The organism is Thalassococcus halodurans, from assembly GCF_900108225.1.
Taxonomy (GTDB): Bacteria; Pseudomonadota; Alphaproteobacteria; order Rhodobacterales; family Rhodobacteraceae; genus Thalassococcus; species Thalassococcus halodurans.
The window spans coordinates 1-22003 of record NZ_FNUZ01000008.1; the positions used below are offsets into that span (position 1 = coordinate 1).

A 22003-nucleotide genomic window follows, 5' to 3' on the forward strand; every position below is an offset into this window, starting at 1 on the left:
GCGCGATAAAGGCAATGGCGATCAGACCCGCCAGCACCACGTATTTCAGGTACTTGAGCCGCTTGTCCCATGCCGCTGGTACGTCGATCTGGGGCACACGCAGGAAGCGGCCCAAGTGATGCGCAAATTCTTGCAACGCGCCGAACGGGCAGAGCCACCCGCAAAACAGGCCACGACCCCAGGCCACAAAGCCTGCAATGGCCACCGCCCAGATCAGCAGTGAAAACGGATCGTACAGAAGGAAAGCAAAGCTGCCGCCTTCGACCGCTGCGCGAAGGGTGCCGATGACGGTGACAATCGACAGTTGGCCTTGCCCCCACCAGCCGATAAAGCCCGTGACAACAGCCAGAATGGCCAGCCGAACAGGAGTAAAGCGGGGCAGGGCGGCAAGCGCGCTTTGTTTGAACAAAAGCGCTGCGATCAGGCCGGTCAGGAAGACGGCCAGAACAATCATGTCTGTTTGGCGGTTGCGCAATGCCTCAAGCCACGGGGGGGCGGGTTTGATCTGAACGGGACGTGTGAAAAAGCGGTCCGGCGTTGAATGGGCAACCTCGATGGTGACCGACCCGATTTCTGGTTGGAACACCCCGTGTTCGCGCACGGCCAGCACATTTAGCGTCCATTCCCGCGACGGATCAAAGCCCAACCGACGGTCGGTGCGCAGGATCATCGCGGTGCCGTCCGGTGCGCCATCGGCCAGTTCCACGAACAGGTCTGCGTCGCGCAGCGCCACGGGCAGACCGTCCTGTTCCGCCGACAGCCAGTCGGGCGAGGTGTTGCGCACAAAATCCTCGCTCACCAACCCGTGCCGCGCGGTTTCGATCAGAAGCAGCGGTTCGTCGTTGTCCGAGATCTCCATAAAGCGCTGAAGCTCTTCATAGGTGTCGTCGGACAGGGCGGCCTTGGCGATGGAGTGCGGGCCTAGATCGACGATCCACAGATCAAGATAGGCCTCGTCGGGATAGTCACTGGCCTCGGGGTCGTCACCGGCCCAGCGGGTGCCTGCGAACAGCGCGTCGATTTCGGCGTTGGTCAGTTGTTTGCGTGTGGCGATGCCTTGGGACACCAGATCATCCCACGTCAGGGTCTCGGAATACTCGGGGTCCGGATAGGCGGGGGGCGAGGTGGCGATGCCCTGCATCTTTTCCCGCGCCACAGCCAGCGCGGCCCCCATCACCGATTCATGCGCGATCCGGACGCTGGCGGTCGCCTTGGTCACACCGTCCAGATAGACCAGCGACGATCCAGTGGCCCCTTCGCCATAAGGCGTGCCCACAACAATGGAATCCGAAATCGACAAGCCGCCGTATTGTTCAAAGAACTTGCGAAACGGGGCCTCGCCCAGACCGGACACAAAGATCGGTTCGTTATGGTTGATCAGCTGGACGTCCAGAAACTTGCCCTCAAGATCCAGGACAACCAGCACATTGATCGGCGCGCCGGAAAAGCCGGGTAGGGGGGCAAGAGGTTCGGTTTCAAACACATAACCCGCCTCGGCCCCGCCGGAATTCAGCAGGCTGTAGACGCCTTTGTCATTCAGCGCCTCGCCAATGGAAAAGGGTGCGCGGACAAAGGCCGATAGATCGTCACGCGACAGGGGTTCGGCACCGCCCGAAATGGTCGACAAAAGCAGGCTGACGAAAGTCGCAAATATTAAGGCTATGGCGCGCATAATGGGCACACTAGAAACCGTGCGGAAACGGCGAAATCCGACCAAGGTCTCAGCCGCATCGCAGCAATGTGCTTTCGCCTGCCCGGGCCCAGTTCATTGACCGAAATCTGCCATTGGCATATATTGCCAACTGATAGGAGGCCCCATGGTCACACGCAATGTTGTTCTGACAGACACCCAAGATCAGCTGGTTCAGGCGCTGGTGGCCTCTGGCCGTTACCAGAACGTCAGCGAAGCCATGCGTGCGGGCCTTCGACTGCTGGAACAGCAAGAGGCGGAACTGGCGGGCATCCGCAAAGGGCTGCTGGAAGGGTTGGATCAGGCGGAACGCGGTGATTTTGCCGATGGCACCGGTCAGGCCGCGATCCGCCGCGCCTTTGCACGGGCGCGCACCGGCGAATGACCAAATCGCTGCGCCTGACCAAACGGGCCGAAAACAGTCTGACCGAGATCGCCGCTTGGACCATCGATAGTTTCGGACCGCTTCAGGCCGATGCCTATGAGGCCGAACTGCTGGCGCGATGCGATGATCTGGTCAACGGACGCGCCCACAGTCGTAGTTGCGCGGTGCTGGTCGATGGGGCCCATGACCTGCGCTACATTCGCGCCGGTGAACACTTTGTGGTCTATGTGGAAACCAACCTTACAGTCACGATCATCGATATACTGCATTCGCGTTGTGATCTTCCCCGCCATATCGCCGCCTTGGCGACTTTGTGACTGTCCCACGGAATTTCCTTCTTTTTTCAAAGCGCCTATGCTGTTCTGAAAGCCACCCGAAACAAACAGGTTGTCTGAATGCGGACCGAAGACGCCCATAACATCGGTGAAGAAGCCTGGAGCGACGTTCTTAGCGCCGTTGACCGGACCTATGCGGAACTGGTCGATTATCAGGAACAGCTTGAGGCGCGGAACACCGAACTGATGCAGCTTCGGGCGTTTCTGTCGTCGATCATGACGTCGATCAGCGACTATTTGGTGGTGACCGGCAAAGACCTGCGAATATCCGATGCCAGTGCGTCGTTCTGTCAGGCGGTGGGCTGTGCAAAGGATGATCTGGTCGGGCGCGAGATCGGTGAATTTCTGGCAGATGCCCACAGCGAGCGCCTGCTGGGCACAATCACCCGCACCATCGGCATGAAATCGGGTGAAACGTTCGAGGCCGACTTGATGACCGTATCCGGCCACGATCCCGTGGAATTCAAGGTCGCCCCAAGGCTTGACCGTCGCCGCCGCGTGACGGGGATCGTTCTGACGGGTCGCCCCCTTGGCGAACTCCGCCGTGCGTTTTCCGAACTGGCCGAAAGCCACGAGACGTTGAAGCAGGCGCAAAGCCAGTTGGTCCGAAACGAAAAGCTGGCGTCTTTGGGCCGTTTGCTGGCTGGCGTGGCGCATGAGCTGAACAACCCGATCAGCTTTGTCTACGCCAACACCCACGCGTTGGAAAAATACCTCGACCGGTTCGAGAAGTACTTTGAAAGCGTCCAGGCCGGTGCGCCGCGGGCCGATCTGGTGGAACTGCGCAAAGAGCTGAAGATCGACCGCGATCTGAAAAACCTGCGCACCGCCATCGAAGGCGCGCGCGACGGGTCGGAACGGGTGCGCAGTATTGTCGAAGATCTGCGCCGCCTGTCTGCAGACGGGTCCGGTGATTTCGTGTCGTTCGATCTGGGCGAAACGTTCCGTATTGCTGCCAACTGGGTCAAACGCGGCACCAAGGCCGCTGTCGAAATCCATATGGACGGCGAAGAAACCTGTATGGCCCGTGGCCGTCCGGGGCATATCCAGCAGGTGGTCATGAACCTTGTCCAGAACGCCGTGGACTCCATGGCCGGTCAGGACGAGGCCGCGATCAATGTGACACTGGCCTACGAAGGGGACCGCGCTGTTTTGACCATTTGTGATACCGGCCCCGGTATTCCAGAAGATGTGGCAGGGGCGATTTTCGACCCGTTCTTTACGACCAAACAGGTGGGTGACGGCACCGGTCTGGGCCTGTCCATTTCCCACAAAATTGCCGAGGAACACGGCGGCGATCTGAGGCTTCTACCCTCAGAACCCGGCAAGGGCGCGTGTTTCCGGTTGGAACTGTGCAAGGGGCAGGCGGGATGAATATTCTCTGGCTTCAATCTGCGGGCTGCGGTGGCTGCACCATGTCGCTTTTGTGCGCGGAAAACCCCAATGTGATCGAACTGCTTGAAGGGGCAGGGCTGTCGTTTCTGTGGCATCCGTCGCTAAGCATCGAAAGCGGTGCGCAGGTGCGCAAAATCCTGAATGACGTGGAAAGCGGGGAACAGCCGCTGGATATTCTGTGCATCGAAGGATCGATCGTGCGCGGGCCGAACGGGACGGGCAAATACCACGTTCTGGCGGGCACGGGCCGGTCCATGCTGGATTGGGTGCAAAGCCTGTCGAAAAAGGCGCGGCATGTGGTGGCGGTTGGCACCTGCGCGACCTATGGCGGCGTGACGTCAGCGGGCGAAAACCCGTCAGATGCGGTGGGTGTGCAGTACGAGGGCGCGCATCGCGGTGGGGCCTTGCCTGCGGATTTCACCAGCGTATCGGGCCTGCCGGTGATCAACGTGGCGGGCTGCCCGACGCATCCCGACTGGGTCACTGAAACACTGCTGCTTCTGGCCGAGGATGCCTTGGGCGAGGATCAATTGGATGGCTATGGTCGGCCCAAGTTCTATGCCGATAACCTTGTCCACCATGCCTGCCCGAAGAACGAGTTCTACGAATACAAAGCCAGCGCGACCAAGCTGTCGGAAATCGGCTGTATGATGGAACATCTGGGCTGTGTCGGCACGCAGGCCGTGGGTGATTGCAATATTCGCGGGTGGAACGGCGAAGGAAGCTGTACGCGAGCCGGATACCCCTGCATCAACTGCACCGCGCCTGAATTCGAAGAACCCGGCCACGCCTTTACCGAAACGCCCAAGTTCGCGGGCATCCCTGTGGGCCTGCCCTCTGACATGCCAAAGGCGTGGTTCATGGCGCTGGCCAGCCTTTCCAAGGCCGCGACCCCGCGCCGGATCGAGGTTAACGCCACATCCGACAGGATCACCGTGCCACCCAGCCTGAAAGCCCCCAAATCATGACCGAAACATCCTTGCTTGTCGGTCCGTTCAACAGGGTTGAGGGGGACTTGGAAATCCGTCTGGATGTGACGGATGGAAAGGTGTCTGCAGCCTACACGAACTCGCCCCTGTTTCGCGGGTTCGAACGTATCCTGCTGGGCAAACCCCCGACCGAAGCGCTGACCATCACGCCGCGCATTTGCGGTATCTGTTCGATCAGCCAATCCGCCGCCGCCGCCCGTGCGCTGGCCGATGCGGCAGGGGCCACACCAGCGCCCGAGGGCGAGAAAACCGCCGCCTTGCTGCACGCGGTCGAAAACCTTGCTGACCACGTCACGCATTTCAACATGTTCTTCATGCCCGATTTCGCGCGTCCCGATTATGCGGGCAAGCCGTGGCATGACCGTGCGGTTGACCGCTTTACGGCGGCCCAAGGATCTGCCCTGCGGGTGGCCATGGATGCCCGCGCGCGTCTGTTGCACATCGTTGGTCTGCTGGGCGGGAAATGGCCCCATACTCTGGCGATCCAACCCGGCGGTGTGACCCGTGCCCCCACCATGCGCGACAAGGTCCGGATCAGCGCCGACCTGACCGCCTTCCGCCGCTATCTGGAACAGCAGCTGTTCGGCGGATCGGTCGAAGAGTTCGAGGCCCTGACAACCGTCGATGCGCTGGCCGACTGGGGCAGGGGCGATGTGGCCCTGTTTATGGAGATCGCCCGCGATCTGGATTTGGCGCACTCGGGGCAGGGCGCGGGCCGCTATCTGTCGTTCGGTGCCTACCCCTTGCCCAACGGTCCGATCTGGCAGGCCGGCACATGGACAAACGGTATTGAAGGCCCCTTGGACACAAGCGGGATTGCAGAAGACATCAGTCATGCGTGGATGCTGGGCGATGCCGCGCACCCCAGTCAGGGCATGACCGTGCCCGACGTGGATATGAGCGCCGATGCCTACAGCTGGTGCAAGGCCCCGCGCCTAAACGGGTTGGGCTATGAAACCGGCGCTTTGGCGCGGCAGGTGGTGGATGGCCATCCGCTGGCCCGTGATCTGGCGAAACAGGGCGGCGTTCTGGCGCGTGTTGGTGGACGTCTGTTGGAAATCGCGCGCACGCAGATCGCGATGGAAAGCATCCTTGCCGATATCGACCCCAAAGCACCCTTTATGGACCGCGCGAAGCTGCCCGCGAATGGCGAAGGCATGGGTCTGGTCGAAGCTGCGCGCGGGTCGCTGGGCCATTGGATCAGGATCGAAAACGGCGCGATTGCGTCCTACCAGATCATCGCGCCCACGACGTGGAACTTTTCGCCCCGCGACGCAGGCGGCACCCCCGGTCCGGTCGAGGCCGCGCTTGTCGGCGCGCCCGTGCGCGAGGGCGAGGAAACGCCGCTGTCTGTCCAGCATATCGTGCGCAGCTTTGATCCCTGTATGGTCTGCACAGTCCATTGACCGAGGCGCGCCGTATCCGTGTGCGGGGGCAGGTGCAGGGGGTCGGGTTCCGGCCCTTCATCTGGCAGTTGGCGCAGCGCTTTGACATCACCGGTCAGGTTCTGAACGATCCCGAAGGGGTTTTGATCTTTGCCCAAGGCGTGGCGCTTGACGCTTTTACCACTGCTATCCGCACAGACGCGCCGCCCTTGGCGCGCGTGGATGCGGTGGAAAGCGCGCCGTGCGAGGCGTTAGGGACCGATAGCTTTGACATCGTCGCCTCGACAGGGGCGGGGGCCGAAACGCGGGTGACACCGGATGCCGCGACCTGCGGGGATTGTCTGGCGGAAATTCGGGATCCGGCGGACAGGCGGTTTGGCTATGCTTTTGCCAACTGCACCCACTGCGGACCGCGGTTCACGATCTTACGCGCGCTGCCCTATGACCGTGGCCAGACCACTATGGCCCCGTTCAACATGTGCGATGCCTGCCGCGCGGAATACGAAAACCCCGCCGACCGCCGCTTTCACGCGCAACCGGTGGCCTGTGCTGACTGCGGCCCGCGTGTTTGGGTCGAGCCGGAAAGCGACGGAGACCCGATTACCGATGCGGCGGATCGTTTGCTGAACGGTCAGGTGCTGGCGATCAAGGGTCTGGGCGGGTTTCATCTGGCATGTGACGCAACGAATGCCAAGACCATCGCCACGTTGCGAGAACGGAAGCGTAGGCCTGCAAAACCCTTTGCCTTGATGGGCACGTTGGACATGATTCGGCGGTATGCGTCGGTTGGCCCGGCGGACGAGGCGTTGTTGGCGGACGCGGCGGCGCCTGTTGTGCTGTTGGAAGCTACAGGCGACAGCCTGCCTGACGGGATCGCACCTGATCAGATCACGCTGGGCTGGATGCTGCCCTATACGCCTTTGCATCACCTGTTGCTGACCGCTGTGAACCGCCCGCTTGTTATGACCAGCGGCAACCTGTCTGGCGAACCGCAGGTCATCGGCAATCAGGAAGCGCGGGATAAGCTGGGGGCGTTTGCCGACGCTTTTGTGATGCACGACCGCGAGATCGCCCGCCGTCTGGACGATAGCGTGGAACGCGCCGATCCGCCGATGATCCTGCGTCGCGCGCGGGGGCGCGTGCCGGGGACCTTGCCCCTGCCAGAAGGGTTCGACGATGCGCCACAGGTTGCGGCCTATGGCGGGCAGATGAAATCGGCGATTTGCCTGATCAAGAACGGTCAGGCCCTGTTGGGGCATCATCTGGGCGAGTTGGACGAGGCCCTGACCTATGATGCGTTCCTACAGGCCGATGCCGATTACGCAGATCTTTTCGATCACAAACCCGAACTGGTCGCCTGCGATTTGCACCCTGACTTCCGCGCTTCGGTCCATGCGCGGGGCAAGGGCCTGCCGGTGGTTGAGGTACAGCATCACCACGCGCATCTGGCGTCTTGTCTTGCGGAAAACGGCTGGCCGCTCGATGGCGGCGAAGTGGCGGGGATCATTCTGGACGGGACGGGCCTTGGGGCTGATGGCACCGTTTGGGGGGGCGAGGTGCTGTTGGGCGATTACCACGGGTTCGAACGCCATGCTTGGCTGAAACCCGCGCCGTTGATCGGAGGCGATATGGCGTCGCGTGAACCCTGGCGGAACGCGCTTGCGCGGTTGGATCAGGCGGGTCTGCACGATTGGGCGGACGCGTTGTTTGGGGATCAGCCGCTGGCGATGGCGCGGATGGCGATGGACAAGGGTCTGAACGCGCCCCTGTGTTCCAGCGCGGGACGTCTGTTTGATGCAGTCGCGGCTTGTTTGGGGATTTGCCCCAAGCGTCAGAGTTACGAAGGCGAGGCCGCCATGCGGCTTGAGGCCTTGGCGCAAAAGGCCCCGCCGGATGAGATTTCATTTTATTACGACATCACCGCCACCGGTCCGAACATTGATCCAAGCGAGATGTGGGCCACGATCCGTTATGATCTGAGTAACGGTGTTTCGGCAGAGATCATCGCGCTTCGGTTCCATTCTGCTCTGGCGCGCGTGTTCGCGCAGGCCGCGGGGGATTTGGTGTCAGTTAAACAGGCAAAGGCGGTCGTCCTGTCCGGTGGATGCTTCCAGAACGCGCTGCTTCATCGCTTGACCTGCGAATGGTTGACCGCGATGAAGATCGACGTGCGTGTTCTGGCCCACAAAACCACGCCCGCAAACGATGGCGGGCTGGCATTGGGGCAGGCGGTGATTGCCGCGGCGCGGCATCTGACCAACCGGTAACCACCTTACCGAAGCGCCGATTATCCGGTTACCACGCATCCGGCAGGGTGCGCGCAGCCATATGCATTAATCCATATAATGCATTGAAAAATAATAAAAATTTTTGATACCCCGCTCTCTGCACATTTCTTTGGCACCGCTGACAGCCCCGTGTGACTGATAGGGTGACGCGAAGTGTATGCATTTGCACTCCGCCAGAATCACATCGTGTGCGGGAGGACCAATGAGCGAAATTGAAACCTTTTATGACGTGATGCGTCGCCAAGGGATTACCCGGCGTAGCTTCATGAAGTACTGTTCCTTGACGGCTGCTGCCCTTGGTTTGTCGCCTGCTATGGTTCCCAAAATCGCGCATGCGATGGAAACCAAGCCGCGTACGCCGGTTATCTGGGTTCACGGTCTGGAATGTACCTGCTGTTCGGAAAGCTTTATCCGTTCGGCGCACCCGCTGGCCAAAGACGTTGTTCTGTCCATGATCTCTCTGGACTATGACGACACTCTGATGGCGGCTGCGGGCCACGCGGCGGAAGCCGCGTTCGAAGAGACCATCGAGAAATACAAAGGCAACTACATCCTCGCGGTCGAGGGCAACCCGCCCCTGAACGAAGATGGCATGTTCTGCATCACCGGCGGTAAGCCGTTCGTCGAAAAGCTGCGTCACGCGGCGAAAGACGCCAAGGCGATCATCAGCTGGGGTGCCTGTGCGTCCTACGGCTGTGTTCAGGCCGCCAAGCCGAACCCGACACAGGCCACACCTGTGCACAAGGTCATCATGGACAAGCCGATCATCAAGGTTCCCGGCTGTCCGCCGATCGCCGAGGTAATGACCGGCGTTATCACCTACATGCTGACGTTCGACCGTATGCCGGAACTGGACCGTCAGGGTCGCCCTGCGATGTTCTATTCGCAGCGTATCCACGACAAATGCTATCGCCGTCCGCACTTTGACGCCGGTCAGTTTGTCGAAGCATGGGACGACGAAAACGCGCGCAAAGGCTACTGCCTGTACAAGATGGGCTGTAAGGGCCCGACCACGTACAACGCATGTTCCACAATCCGCTGGAACGAAGGCGTCAGCTTCCCGATCCAATCCGGTCACGGCTGTATCGGCTGTTCCGAAGACGGTTTCTGGGATCAGGGCAGCTTCTATGACCGCGTCACCGATCTGACCCAGTTCGGCGTCGAAGCGAATGCCGACAAGGTCGGTATGGCTGCTGCGGGTGTCGTCGGTGCCGGTGTTGCTGCGCATGCCGCTGTCACCGCGCTGAAAGCTGCACAAAAGAAAACACAATCTACTAAAGAGGAGGCCTGATAGATGGTAACGACTCCGAACGGTTTCGACCTCGATAATTCCGGCCGACGTATCGTTGTTGACCCGGTTACACGTATCGAAGGTCACATGCGCTGCGAAGTGAACGTGGATGACGAAGGCGTTATCCGCAACGCGGTATCCACAGGCACAATGTGGCGTGGTCTGGAAGTGATCCTGAAGGGCCGTGACCCGCGCGATGCGTGGGCGTTCACGGAACGCATCTGTGGTGTTTGCACAGGTACACACGCCCTGACATCGGTTCGCGCCGTGGAAGATGCCTTGAACATCTCGATTCCGGACAACGCGAACTCGATCCGGAACATGATGCAGCTGAACCTGGAAATTCACGACCACGTCGTGCACTTCTATCACCTGCACGCGCTGGATTGGGTCAACCCGATCAACGCCCTGCGCGCGGATCCCAAGGCCACCAGCGAACTGCAGCAAAAGGTCAGCCCGTCTCACCCGCTGTCCAGCCCCGGTTATTTCCGCGATGTTCAGAACCGTCTGAAGAAATTCGTCGAAAGCGGCCAGCTGGGTCTGTTCAAGAACGGTTACTGGGACAACCCCGCGTACCTTCTGCCGCCAGAAGCCGACCTGATGGCGACAACGCACTATCTGGAAGCGTTGGATCTGCAGAAAGAGATCGTCAAAGTTCACACGATCTTTGGTGGTAAGAACCCGCACCCGAACTGGCTGGTGGGCGGTGTTCCGTGCCCGATCAACGTACACTCGACCGGCGCGGTCGGTGCGATCAACATGGAACGTCTGAACCTTGTCAGCTCGATCATCGACAAATGTGACGAGTTCAACAAGAACGTTTACCTGCCCGACGTGAAGGCAATCGGCAGCTTCTATAAGAACTGGCTGTACGGTGGCGGTCTGTCGTCCAAAGCATGTCTTGCTTACGGCGATATTCCGGAAAACCCGAACGACTTCTCACCGGAACAGCTGCACCTGCCGCGTGGCGCGATCATCAATGGCAACCTGAACGAAGTTCACGATGTCGATCCGCGCGATCCGGAACAGGTTCAGGAATTCGTCGATCACTCTTGGTACGACTACGGCGAGCCCGGCAAAGGCCTGCACCCGTGGGATGGTGTCACCGAGCCCAAGTACGAACTGGGTCCGAACGCAAAAGGCACCAAGACCAACATCAAAGAGCTGGACGAAGCGGCCAAGTATTCTTGGATCAAAGCGCCTCGTTGGCGCGGCAACGCGATGGAAGTTGGCCCGCTGGCCCGCTACATCGTGGGCTACGCCAAGGGTCACGAAGACATCAAGAACCAGGTCGATGGCTTCTTGCGCGATATGAACCTGCCAGTCGAGGCGCTGTTCTCGACCCTGGGTCGGACTGCGGCACGTGCCTTGGAATCCGAGTATTGCGGACGTCTGCAGCGCCACTTCTTCGACAAGCTGGTTGCCAACATCAAAAACGGCGACGAAAGCACAGCGAACATCGAAAAGTGGGATCCGTCCACATGGCCGAAAGAGGCCAAAGGCGTGGGCATGACCGAAGCACCCCGTGGTGCGCTTGGTCACTGGATCAAGATCAAAGACGGTCGTATCGAAAACTATCAGTGCGTTGTTCCGACAACTTGGAACGGCTCGCCGCGTGACACTGCCGGTAACATCGGCGCGTTCGAGGCCAGCTTGATGAACACACCGATGGAGCGTCCGGACGAACCCGTCGAAATCCTGCGCACACTGCACAGCTTCGACCCCTGTCTGGCATGTTCGACACACGTCATGTCGCCTGATGGCGACGAACTGACCACCGTCAAAGTGCGCTGAGGAGGGCGATAACATGAAATATGCAATTCCCGCTTATATTCTGAGCGCAGGGGCCGCACTGGCCCACACGGGCCACTCAGCTGCCGTCGCCCAAGGCGACGCGCACTGGCTGTCGCAGCCGGATCACCTTGTGGTGGTCGGGTTGGCGATTGTGGCCGCCGGCATGGCAGTTCGTCACGTCTTTGCGGTACGTCGCAGCGCACGCCAACAGGCGTAAGGGAGGCTGTCATGAAAGACACGGCCCCCCCAATCGGTGCACATGGCACCACGACTGAGTCCTCTGGCGCATCGCGCCAGACCTCGGTCTACGTCTACGAAGCGCCGGTCCGGATTTGGCATTGGGTGAACGCCCTGGCCATTCTGGTCCTGTTCGGCACGGGCTATCTGATCGGGTCGCCCCCGCCGTCCATGCAAATCGCCGAAGCGACACACCAGTTTGTCTTTGGCTACATCCGCTTCGCCCACTTTGCGGCGGGATGGATTTTGACCATCGGTTTCCTGGGTCGCATCTATTGGGCGATCTTCGGCAACCACCATGCACGTCAGTTGTTCTATGTTCCGATCCTCAGTGGCAGCTTCTGGGTAGAAGTCTGGCACGAGATCAAATGGTACCTGTTCTTGACGTCCGAACCGAAGAAATACATCGGGCATAACCCGCTGGCTCAGTTGGCTATGTTCTTTTTCTTCACGCTCGGTGTCAGCTTTATGATCGTCACCGGCCTTGCGCTTTATGCAGAAGGTCTGGGTATCGACAGCACGCTTTATGCGCTGTTCGGTTGGGTGTTCACCCTGTTCGGTAACAATCCGCACATCGTCCATACGTTCCATCATCTGGGCATGTGGTGGATTGTGGTCTTCATGATGATCCACATCTACGTGGCCATCCGCGAAGATATCATGAGCCGCCAGTCCATCGTTTCGACGATGATCTCTGGTCACCGGACGTTCAAGGATGACAAGCCTGACTAAGTAACGAGTAAGGCGCGAATCGATGGGGCGTAGCTTTGGCTGCGCCCCATTTTTGTTTGGAGCACTGTAATTTTGTTAGGGTAATAGCCAGTTTTTATCTTTTTCGGATAGTTACTTTGCACAATTCATAATGAATATCCAAATTTTATGAAATGTTATGCTGCAAAATCAGTCGGTTACTTCGCATCCCACTGTATGCGGAAAAAGTTGGTACACCCCCCATTTGCCGTCCTACTTTCCATGAAACCGAGAAATCGGAAAGAAAACAGCCAGCATCGTGGTTTTGGGGAGGATCCGGTATGCCAGCGAAAGTGCTTATCCTGGGCATCGGCAATGTATTGTGGGCGGACGAAGGCTTTGGCGTTCGCTGTGTTGAACGGCTGGCATCGAAGTATGCTTTTGATGACAATGTCCGTATTCTGGACGGCGGCACACAGGGCCTGTACCTGCTGCCGTTTCTGGAAGAGGCCGACACGCTGATCGTGTTTGACGCCGTCGATTACGGTCTTGAACCCGGCACCATGAAAATCGTTGAAAACGATGAAGTACCCCAGTTCATGGGCGCCAAGAAAATGAGCCTGCATCAGACCGGCTTTCAGGACGTGATCGCCACAGCCCAGCTGATGGGCTACTGCCCTGAAACGCTGCTGCTGATCGGTTGCCAGCCTGAAGAGCTGGAAGATTACGGCGGCGGTCTGCGTGACGTTGTGGCCGCGCAAATCGATCCGGCGATCGACATCGCGATGGATTATCTGGCCAAGTGGGACATCCGCGCAAACGAAGGCCAAAGCGATCAAAGCCTTCTGGCCGATGCATCGATCCTGCGCGACGCCTATGAAGGCGGCCGCCCCGATGCAGATGATGCCTGCCGGATCGGTGACGACCGCTTTTTCCCTGTAGGCGAATAAGCCGATGTGCGTTGGCGTTCCCATGCAAATTCTGTCGGTTGACGGCATCGCTGCCCGTGCGACCGACGGCCGTCAGGAAGAGCTGATTGATTTGTCCCTGACGGGGCCGGTCAACATCGGCGACTGGGTTCTGACCTTTCTGGGCGCCGCCCGCGAGGTCATCACCGAAGACGAAGCACAAAAGATTTCCAGTGCGCTGGATGGATTGCGATCGCTCATGCAGGGCGGCGATCTGGGCGATGCCTTTGCCGATCTCGAACGAAGCAGCCCAAGCCTGCCGCCCCATCTGCAAGCAGCCATGAATGCCGGAAAACCGGTAGCCTGACCTCAGGAGACACACAATGACACACCCTCTGATCACGCGCCTGACTGATGAATTCAGCTGGCCGTTCCTGAACGACAAGTCGTCTTTGATCGAATTCACCGAACGGGCCGGCACCCATGTGCTGTTCGTTCCGGGCGACCCCAAGCGCAATCTGGAATCCGCCGACGTGGCGGTGATCCTGCCCGAGTTGAAAATGGCCTTTCAGGGCAAATTCGACTGCGCCGTTGTGGGCACCGATATCGAAACCGACCTGCGGCAGGAAACCGGCGTTCTGAAAACGCCCAGCCTGATCTTTTATCGCGACGGTCACATGATCGGCGGCATCCCCAAGGTGCGGGATTGGGATGAATACATGGCGCGGATCACACAGATCCTCGCTCAGCCAGTGCCTGCGGAATAAGGAGAGTAAAGATGGTTAGCAATTTTCACCTGCCGCCGACAGGCTACGGCCCGGGCTCTCAACCGCCGGAAGAGGATGGCAAAGAGCTGGAGTATATGCAGCTTCCGCAGGACATGCGGGCCTATTCCGCACACATCCCCTATATCGACGATCTCAAAGGGCTTGAGCCCGCGATGACCCTGATGACCAAAGTGGCAGAGGCCTCTGTCGCGGCGGGCAACGGTGGCGAGAACGTCATTTTCGACCTGAAGGAGTTGGACAAAGAAAACCGCGCCCTGATCGCCGAAACCATGGGCGAAGGCGAAGTTGCGGTCAAAATCCACGACATCCCCGCCATTGCGGCGCAGGAAAGCGTGTTTGCAGGCGTCTGGGTTCTGAAGGGCGTCGGCGTTGATGCGATCGAGGTCGGGCCGGTTCCCAAGGCCAGCCTGACCCGCGCCTTCAACCCGCGTAAAGCGGCGACAGGCAACCAGACACCGCGCCAGCCGGGCGTTGTGAACGCGCCTCCGCTACTGGTGGAGTTGCAGGATAAATCAGCGACTTACACGCCAGAAACGGAAACCCACGTCGTCAACCTGACGCTGCTGCCCCACACAGAAGAAGACCTTCTGTGGCTGGACGCGGCGCTTGGTAAAGGGTCGGTCGACATCCTGTCCCGCGGGTATGGCAACTGCCGCATCACGGCGACGGCGCTGCCGCACGTCTGGCGCGTTCAGTTCTTCAACTCGATGGACACGCTTATTCTGGACAGCTTCGAAGTCACCTCCATGCCCGAGGTTGCCATCGCCGCATCCGAGGACCTGATCGAGAGCGGTGAACGCATCATCGAGGTTCTGGAGGCCATCCGATGAGCGGTTTCGAAGGGTCCTATCTGGGCGCAAACGACAAGATCAGCCCCCAGGCGATCATGGAATGCAAAATCTGCTGGACGCCTTACGATCCGGCAGAGGGCGATGACACACGATCCATCCTGCCCGGCACGCCGTTCATCGCACTGCCCGACGATTGGGGTTGCCCGAACTGCGACGCGCCCAAGGAACAGTTCCTTGTCAGCGAAGACCCCGGTTCGGACGCCATGCGCGAAGCCGAGGTTCTGGCAGAAAAGACCAAGGCGCTGGAGACCGATTTCACCGAAGTCTGGCACGCGAAAATGCGTGATGTGCCGATGGTCAACAAACTGCTGCACGTGCAGGCCGTTGGCTGGGGCATCCATCAGGGTCGTCCGCTGGGCGTTCTGATTTCGCCGTGGTTCATGAACCTGATCCAGCTGCCTGCCGAGGGCGAGGATTGGTCCGATCTGCTGGCGGGCACCAAGGAAGTCATCGGTTTTCCGTCGGGCGAGTATGAATTCATTCACAACGTCCGCGAAATGACCGGCGGCTATAAGGCCTGTTCGCTGTTTTCGCCGATGGGTGAATTCAAGACCCAGCAGCAGGCCGTCGATGTGGCCGAGGCCGTGATGCAGGCGTTGTTCATGGAAGAACACCGCGCCGAAACGGATCGCTCTGCCGACATTCGCGCCAGCCGTGAAGCCGAGATCGCCGCACAGGAAGAGGCCGAAAAGGCCGCTGCCGAGGAAGCGGAAACAGGATCGGACCTGCCCGAAGCGCCGACACGTCGTCAGGTGCTGACCGCAGGCATGGCAAGCGAGGCCGAGTAACCATGCTGGACCGGACGCAATCCCCCCTGACAGTTGAACCTGTGGCCACGCCACCGGTTGCTGCCATGGTGCTGGGCCGTCCGGTTCAGGACGCGGCGGATCTTTTGCCGCGTCTGTTCAACCTGTGTCGCGCATCGCAGGACGTCGCCGTGCGCATGGCCTTTGATCTGCCATTGGCGGACGGTTGGGAAGCAGCGCTGTCGCAAGACATCGCACGTGATCACCTGCTGAAACTGGGCGTGATCCTGCCACAGCGACTGGGCCTTGCGCCGTGTGTCGTGCCATCGCCTGATCTGGCTGAAATGGCGGCGTCGTTGGTTGGTGATGATCCCTTTCCCAAGACGGGCGACGGGTTTGAAACCTTCCTGACCTCTGCCAGTCCGCTGGCAGAGATGATGCAAGCGGTGGATGCCTGCTTTGCACCCAAAGAAGCATCTGTTCAGGGTTTGGCATTGCCAGAGGCCGCAACGCCGGATGCCACCGCGGCGCTGGAAAATTCCGTTGCAGCAAGGCACCTTAGCCATCCGGTTATGTTGCATGTCGCTGAAACGCGGGGGCAGGGGCCCTTGTGGCGGATCGTGGCGCGTGTTCTGGATATGTTGGCCGCGCTGGAAGGTAACCTTCCGATTCCCGTCAAACAGGACGATTGGGTTATGGTGCCAGCCGCGCGGGGCAGTTACTTTGTTCAGGGGTCTTCCCGTGACGGGCTTGTGACGTCGTTCACGCGGATCACCCCGACTGATCACATGTTGGCCAAAGGCGGGATCATGGAACAATCGCTGGCACGGCTGCCCGAAGACAAACAGCGCATGGCGCCGCTGTTGGTGGATATCCTTGATCCATGTGTTCAGGTCACGATCACGGGGGGCAAGCAAGATGCATGAGATGTCGCTTTGCGAAGGCATCCGCCAAGTGATCGAGGCCCAGGCCGACCAACACGCCATTCAGGCGGTGAAACGGGTTCGGCTGGAAATCGGCAAGTTTTCGGGCGTGGAAAAGCCCGCCTTGGAATTCGCGTTCGAGGTTGTGATGCGCGGCTCGGTCGCCGAGGGCGCGGTACTGGAAATGATCGATCTGCCGGGAAAGGCCATGTGCTACGATTGCATGCACGAGGTCGAAATCGACAACCGGCTTGATCCATGCCCCGACTGCGGGGGCGGCAAGTTGATGCCCGTGTCGGGCGACGAAATGAAAATCAAAGATTTGGAGGTGGTCTGATGTGCACAGTATGCGGATGCGGGACCGGATCAGTTGAAGGCCAAAGCCATAGCCACGACCATTCCCACGGTCATGATCACAGTCATGAACACGGGCACGACCATGGGCACTCTCATGATCACTCTCATGGTCATCACCACCATCATGATCACGACCACAGCCATGACCACGGACACAGCCACGACATCCACTTTGGCAAAGGCCCGGCAGGCGTCGAAGTGCCTGGCATGACCCAAGAACGCCTGATCGAGATCGAAACGGACATTCTGGCCAAGAACGACCGCTATGCCGACGTCAATCGCGCCACGCTTCGCGGGCTGAACACCTTTGCGATCAACCTCGTCTCCTCGCCGGGATCGGGCAAGACGACGCTGCTTTGCAAGACCATCGAAATGCTGGGCGACCAACCTCTGGCGGTGATCGAAGGCGATCAGCAAACCGCGAACGACGCTGAACGCATCCGCGCGACAGGCGCGCCTGCTGTGCAGGTCAACACCGGCAAGGGCTGCCATCTGGATGGCCACATGGTGGGCCACGCGATGGAGCATCTGAACCTTGTCGAAGGTTCAATGCTGTTTATCGAAAACGTCGGCAATCTGGTCTGTCCGGCGGGCTTTGATCTGGGGGAAGACTGTAAGGTTGCGATCCTTTCGGTGACTGAAGGCGAAGATAAGCCTTTGAAATACCCTGATATGTTCACCGCATCGCGCATCGCGCTTTTGAACAAGGTCGATCTGGCGCCGCATTGTGATGTGGACCTGGACCTGTACGAAAAGAACCTGCGTCGCGTGAACCCCGGCATTGAAATCATCCGCGTGTCCGCCCGCACTGGCGAAGGCATGGACAACTGGCTGAACTGGCTCAAAGGCAGCCTTCAGCGCAAACGCGGCACATTGGCAGCGGAATAAGCAGATGACTGACGCGCTTCCGACAGTTCTTTTGGTTGATGACGAAGAGCATTCTCTGGCGTCCATGCGAATGGCGCTTGAGGATGACTTTGACTGCCTGACCGCGTCCAACGCGGCAGAGGCCGAAAAACTGATGGAAGACAACTTTGTGCAGGTCATTTTCTGTGACCAGCGCATGCCAGGCAAAACAGGGGTCGAGTTTCTGGTCGAGGTCCGCGATCGCTGGCCCGATACAGTGCGGATCATCATCACCGGTTACACAGAAACCAACGATATGATCGCCGCGATCAACGAGGCCGGCATCTATCAGTTCCTGACCAAGCCATGGCACCCCGACCAACTGCTGATGAGCGCCAAGAACGCCGCCGATCTGTTCCGCCTAAGCCGCGAACACGACCAGATGGCACTGGAAATGCGTTATCTGTCCCGCAGCGCGGAATCCAAGGTCGAAGAACAGCGCAAGGCGCTGCGTGAAGGACTGGGTTTTGAAAAGGTCCTGCGCGCGCCCAATTCGCCGATGAACAACGTGGTCGAACAGGCCCGCCAGTTCGCCAGCTTCGACGTATCGGTCATGATCAACGGCGAAGACGGCACCGACAAGGCCACGCTGGCCCGCGCGATGCATTATGCGTCGCTGCGGTCTGACAAGGGGTTTTTCGAAATCAACTGCGCTGGCGCGGACGAGGACCTGATCGAAGCCGAACTGTTCGGCGCGAAACCCTCTGCGGCGCATGGGCGTCAGAAACGGAACCTTGGCTTGCTGCGCAAAGCCGAAAAGGGGACTGTGTTTCTGCGCAATGTGGGCGATCTGTCGCCCCGCCTGCAACGGGCCATGGCACGGTTTGCAACCGAAGGCACATTCCGCCCCATCGGCGCTTCCGAACTGGAACGCAGCGACGTGCGTCTGTTGGCGTCTAGCAACGGCGATCTGATGGCCGAGGTATCGGCAGGCCGGTTCCGCGCCGATCTGTTCTTTGCGCTTAGTCAGACCACGCTGACTGTTCCGCCGCTGCGCGCGCGCATTGTCGATCTGCCCATTCTGGCGCAGAACCAACTGTTCGATGCAGCCGCTAAACACGGCAAACCGGTGCATGGCCTGTCCGACGATGCGATCCGCTTTCTGGAACGCTACAGCTGGCCGGGTAACTTGCGTGAATTGGAAAACGAAATGGTCCGTATGCTGATCTTTTCCCAAGACAGCGTGCTTGGTCCCGAACTGATCAGCCGCCACATCCTTCAGGCCAGCCCCGATGACACCGACGCCGATGATCGCATCGATCACGTGCTGGTATCGGATGGCACGCTAAAAGACCGCGTTGAACAGATCGAAATGCGCATTCTGCGTGAAACGCTGACGCGTCTGAAGTGGAATAAAAGCCGTGCGGCCGCCGAACTGGGCCTGAGCCGTGTGGGCCTGCGCGCCAAGATCGACCGCTACGGCATCACCGAACCGAACAAAGCCAACGCCACCGAACATCAGGAGGACTAAGCCATGTGTCTGGGCATTCCAGGGCAGATTATCGAGATCACCGACGAAGCGCGGATGATGGCCATGGCCGAAGTGTCCGGCGTCAAACGCGAGGTCAACGTGTCGTGCATCGCGACAGGCCCGATTGGTGACGTGGTGGGCAAATGGGCCCTGATCCACGTGGGTTTCGCCATGAGCGAGATTGACGAAGACGAAGCCGCCAAAACGCTCGAGGCGCTGCGCGGCTTGGGCGAGGCAGAGGAAACCCTAGAGGCGATGGCCGCAGGCGACGCCGCATTGGAGGGACGGGCATGAAATACGCTGAGGAATTCCGCGATCCGATCGCCGCGCGTGCGGTGCTGGACAAAATTCAGCAGGTCGTCGACCAGATCGGCGCAACGGCGGAAAAACCCGTTCACATCATGGAAATTTGCGGTGGCCACACCCATGCGATCTTTCGCTACGGGCTGGATAAACTGACGCCTGCGGGCATCGAATTTATCCATGGTCCCGGTTGCCCCGTCTGCGTCCTACCCATGAGCCGCGTTGACGAATGCGTGGAACTGGCCGAACGCCCCGAGGTAATCTTCACCACCTTCGGCGATGCGATGCGTGTGCCCGGCACCCGCAAATCCCTGCTTCAGGCCAAGGCAGAAGGCGCGGATATCCGCATGGTGTATTCGCCGCTGGACGCGCTTGAAATAGCCCGCCGCAACCCCGACCGCGAGGTCGTGTTCTTCGGCTTGGGCTTTGAAACCACCACGCCCTCTACGGCGCTGTCGATCCAGCAGGCGGCGCGCGAAGGGCTGGAAAATTTCACCGTCTTCTGCAACCACATCACCGTCCCGCCGCCCATCAAGGCGCTGCTGGACGACCCGCATATGGTGCTGGACGGTTTTGTCGGGCCCGGCCACGTGTCGATGGTAATCGGCATCCATCCCTATGATTTCATTGCGGAAGACTACGGCAAACCGCTTGTCGTGGCTGGTTTTGAACCGCTTGATCTGTTGCAATCCGTTCTGATGGTTCTGGAACAGATCCGCGATGGCCGCGCCGAGATCGAAAACCAGTATTCCCGCGTGGTGCCGGACGACGGAAACCCTGTTTCCATCGCCGCAATCGCCGATGTCTACGAAGAACGCCCGACGTTCGAATGGCGCGGTCTGGGCGAGATTGACGCCAGCGGTCTGCGCATTCGCGACACATACGCGGCCTTCGACGCCGAGGTGAAATTCGGCATCGGCTATGGCGCGGACCGTCGCATTGTGGCCGAACCCGAGGGCTGTTCCTGCGGGGCGGTGATGACCGGCCGGATGAAGCCCGTCCAATGCGAACAGTTCGGCAAAGGGTGTACGCCTGAGATGCCACTAGGCGCCTTGATGGTGTCGTCCGAGGGCGCCTGCGCGGCCTATTACCAATACGGCGGGGCACGGGCTGCAGAGCCTGCCGAATAATCCCCCGAACAGAAAGCAAGACCTATGCGCGACCAATTTGTGACGTTGGCCCACGGCGGCGGTGGCAAAGCCATGCGCGAGCTGATCGAAGAGGTGTTCACCTCGGTGTTCGAGCCCGATCTGATGGAGGATCAGGCCCGCCTGATGGACGACGCTCTGCAAGAGCAGGGTGCGCGTCTGGCCTTCACCACCGACAGCTTTGTCGTTGATCCGGTTGAATTTCCGGGCGGCGATATCGGCAAGATCGCGGTCTGCGGCACGGTCAACGATCTGGCCGTGGGCGGCGCGCGGCCCTTGTGGCTATCGGCTGCGTTCATCATCGAAGAGGGCACCGAAATCGCGCTTCTGCGTCGGATCGTGGCCTCGATGAAGGCCGAGGCTGATAAGGCGGGCGTGCGCATCGTGACGGGCGACACCAAGGTCGTCGGACGTGGCAGCGCGGACAAGGTGTTTATCACCACAGCAGGGGTCGGGGTGATCCCAGCGGGCCGTAAGCTTGAGGCAGGCCTGACACACGCGGGCGATGTTATTCTGGTCAACGGATTTCTGGGCGATCACGGCGCCGCCATCATGGCCGCACGGGGTGACATGGCGCTGTCGACCGATCTGGTGTCCGACTGCGCAGGTCTAGGCCACCTGATGGAGGCCGTTCTGGCCGCAGCCCCCGACACACGCGCTGCGCGGGATGCCACACGGGGCGGGGTCGCCTCGGTCCTGAACGAAATCGCGGACACAGCGGGTGTGTCGATCGAGGTCGAGGAAACCGACCTGCCACTGCGCGCCGAAGTACGCGGTGTGTGCGAAATCCTAGGGCTGGACCCGCTTTATCTGGCGAATGAAGGCACCTTGGTACTGGTCGTGCCAGCAGATCAGGCCGACGCCGCCATCGCCGCGATGAAGACCCTGCCAGAAGGCGCCAACGCCAAGAAGATCGGCACAGTCGGCACTGGCCAAGCCGGCCGCGTCACCATGCGCACCCTTTTCGGCGGCGCTCGGATTGTCGATATGCTGGTGGGCGAGCAACTGCCGCGGATTTGCTGATCGGGGCAGATATTTCGGCGGGTTCAGACGACGTCTGCCTTTACTTTCCTGTAGGGCACGCGCCAAATACATAGAAACAACGTTTCTATGTATTGATTGC

General features: G+C 59.8%; 23 protein-coding genes. 22 read left to right on the plus strand and 1 reads right to left on the minus strand.

What is annotated here, in order from left to right:
- Positions 1-1672 (minus strand): 4Fe-4S binding protein (locus C4S59_RS18035; RefSeq protein WP_103911795.1); only part of this gene is annotated, 1672 nt, incomplete at its 3' end.
- Positions 1673-1817: 145 nt separating this feature from the next.
- Here C4S59_RS18035 and C4S59_RS18040 point away from each other — a divergent pair.
- The 22 genes from C4S59_RS18040 to hypE all read left to right on the plus strand — a co-directional run bounded on the left by C4S59_RS18040 (position 1818) and on the right by hypE (position 21903).
- Positions 1818-2075: a type II toxin-antitoxin system ParD family antitoxin gene (locus C4S59_RS18040; RefSeq protein ID WP_103911796.1), complete on the plus strand. Its 258-nt coding sequence runs from the start codon at positions 1818-1820 to the stop codon at positions 2073-2075.
- Entirely contained in the window at positions 2072-2392 is a 321-nt protein-coding gene (locus C4S59_RS18045; protein ID WP_103911797.1) for a type II toxin-antitoxin system RelE/ParE family toxin, read from the plus strand. Before C4S59_RS18040 ends, C4S59_RS18045 begins: the two co-directional genes overlap by 4 nt.
- A 78-nt stretch (positions 2393-2470) precedes the next feature.
- Positions 2471-3784: a PAS domain-containing sensor histidine kinase gene (locus tag C4S59_RS18050; RefSeq protein ID WP_103911798.1), complete on the plus strand. Its 1314-nt coding sequence runs from the start codon at positions 2471-2473 to the stop codon at positions 3782-3784.
- Positions 3781-4773, plus strand: a complete 993-nt coding sequence (locus C4S59_RS18055) for an NADH-quinone oxidoreductase subunit B family protein (RefSeq protein ID WP_103911799.1) — start codon at positions 3781-3783, stop codon at positions 4771-4773. The genes C4S59_RS18050 and C4S59_RS18055 overlap by 4 nt, the downstream gene beginning before the upstream one ends.
- Positions 4770-6200: a nickel-dependent hydrogenase large subunit gene (locus tag C4S59_RS18060; protein WP_103911800.1), complete on the plus strand. Its 1431-nt coding sequence runs from the start codon at positions 4770-4772 to the stop codon at positions 6198-6200. Before C4S59_RS18055 ends, C4S59_RS18060 begins: the two co-directional genes overlap by 4 nt.
- A complete protein-coding gene (gene hypF / locus C4S59_RS18065; protein WP_103911801.1) occupies positions 6197-8446 on the plus strand; it encodes a carbamoyltransferase HypF in 2250 nt (749 codons plus the stop codon). The genes C4S59_RS18060 and hypF overlap by 4 nt, the downstream gene beginning before the upstream one ends.
- Before the next feature lie 223 nt (positions 8447-8669).
- Positions 8670-9758, plus strand: coding sequence for a hydrogenase small subunit (locus tag C4S59_RS18070; RefSeq protein WP_103911802.1), 1089 nt, complete (start codon positions 8670-8672; stop codon positions 9756-9758).
- Positions 9759-9761: 3 nt separating this feature from the next.
- On the plus strand, positions 9762-11552 hold the full coding sequence (locus C4S59_RS18075; protein ID WP_103911803.1) for a nickel-dependent hydrogenase large subunit: 1791 nt from the start codon (positions 9762-9764) through the stop codon (positions 11550-11552).
- 13 nt (positions 11553-11565) lie between these two features.
- Positions 11566-11769: a hypothetical protein gene (locus C4S59_RS18080; RefSeq protein WP_103911804.1), complete on the plus strand. Its 204-nt coding sequence runs from the start codon at positions 11566-11568 to the stop codon at positions 11767-11769.
- Between the two features lie 11 nt (positions 11770-11780).
- Positions 11781-12521, plus strand: a complete 741-nt coding sequence (gene cybH / locus C4S59_RS18085; protein WP_103911805.1) for a Ni/Fe-hydrogenase, b-type cytochrome subunit — start codon at positions 11781-11783, stop codon at positions 12519-12521.
- Positions 12522-12820: 299 nt separating this feature from the next.
- Entirely contained in the window at positions 12821-13429 is a 609-nt protein-coding gene (locus C4S59_RS18090; RefSeq protein ID WP_103911806.1) for a HyaD/HybD family hydrogenase maturation endopeptidase, read from the plus strand.
- A 4-nt stretch (positions 13430-13433) separates the two neighbouring features.
- Positions 13434-13754, plus strand: coding sequence for a HypC/HybG/HupF family hydrogenase formation chaperone (locus C4S59_RS18095; protein WP_103911807.1), 321 nt, complete (start codon positions 13434-13436; stop codon positions 13752-13754).
- Positions 13755-13770: 16 nt separating this feature from the next.
- Positions 13771-14154 (plus strand): thioredoxin domain-containing protein, encoded by a 384-nt coding sequence (locus tag C4S59_RS18100; protein ID WP_103911808.1) that lies wholly within the window; start codon positions 13771-13773, stop codon positions 14152-14154.
- 11 nt (positions 14155-14165) lie between these two features.
- Complete coding sequence (locus C4S59_RS18105) at positions 14166-15005, plus strand: hydrogenase expression/formation protein (protein ID WP_103911809.1); 840 nt, start codon at positions 14166-14168, stop codon at positions 15003-15005.
- Positions 15002-15814, plus strand: coding sequence for a [NiFe]-hydrogenase assembly chaperone HybE (locus C4S59_RS18110; RefSeq protein WP_103911810.1), 813 nt, complete (start codon positions 15002-15004; stop codon positions 15812-15814). The genes C4S59_RS18105 and C4S59_RS18110 overlap by 4 nt, the downstream gene beginning before the upstream one ends.
- A 2-nt stretch (positions 15815-15816) precedes the next feature.
- Positions 15817-16698 (plus strand): hydrogenase expression/formation protein HupK, encoded by an 882-nt coding sequence (locus C4S59_RS18115; RefSeq protein ID WP_103911811.1) that lies wholly within the window; start codon positions 15817-15819, stop codon positions 16696-16698.
- Positions 16691-17032 carry a hydrogenase maturation nickel metallochaperone HypA gene (hypA, locus tag C4S59_RS18120; RefSeq protein ID WP_103911812.1) on the plus strand — a complete coding sequence of 114 codons (342 nt, stop codon included), beginning with the start codon at positions 16691-16693 and terminating at the stop codon, positions 17030-17032. The genes C4S59_RS18115 and hypA overlap by 8 nt, the downstream gene beginning before the upstream one ends.
- Entirely contained in the window at positions 17032-17940 is a 909-nt protein-coding gene (gene hypB / locus C4S59_RS18125; protein ID WP_103911813.1) for a hydrogenase nickel incorporation protein HypB, read from the plus strand. The genes hypA and hypB overlap by 1 nt, the downstream gene beginning before the upstream one ends.
- A 4-nt stretch (positions 17941-17944) precedes the next feature.
- Positions 17945-19429: a sigma-54-dependent transcriptional regulator gene (locus C4S59_RS18130; RefSeq protein ID WP_103911814.1), complete on the plus strand. Its 1485-nt coding sequence runs from the start codon at positions 17945-17947 to the stop codon at positions 19427-19429.
- A gap of 3 nt (positions 19430-19432) precedes the next feature.
- Positions 19433-19723, plus strand: coding sequence for a HypC/HybG/HupF family hydrogenase formation chaperone (gene hypC / locus C4S59_RS18135; protein WP_103911815.1), 291 nt, complete (start codon positions 19433-19435; stop codon positions 19721-19723).
- The gene (hypD, locus tag C4S59_RS18140; RefSeq protein ID WP_103911816.1) at positions 19720-20862 is read left to right on the plus strand and encodes a hydrogenase formation protein HypD; all 1143 of its coding nucleotides are present in this window, start codon (positions 19720-19722) and stop codon (positions 20860-20862) included. Before hypC ends, hypD begins: the two co-directional genes overlap by 4 nt.
- Before the next feature lie 24 nt (positions 20863-20886).
- Entirely contained in the window at positions 20887-21903 is a 1017-nt protein-coding gene (gene hypE, locus C4S59_RS18145; protein WP_103911817.1) for a hydrogenase expression/formation protein HypE, read from the plus strand.
- The last annotated feature ends 100 nt before the right edge of the window (positions 21904-22003 follow it).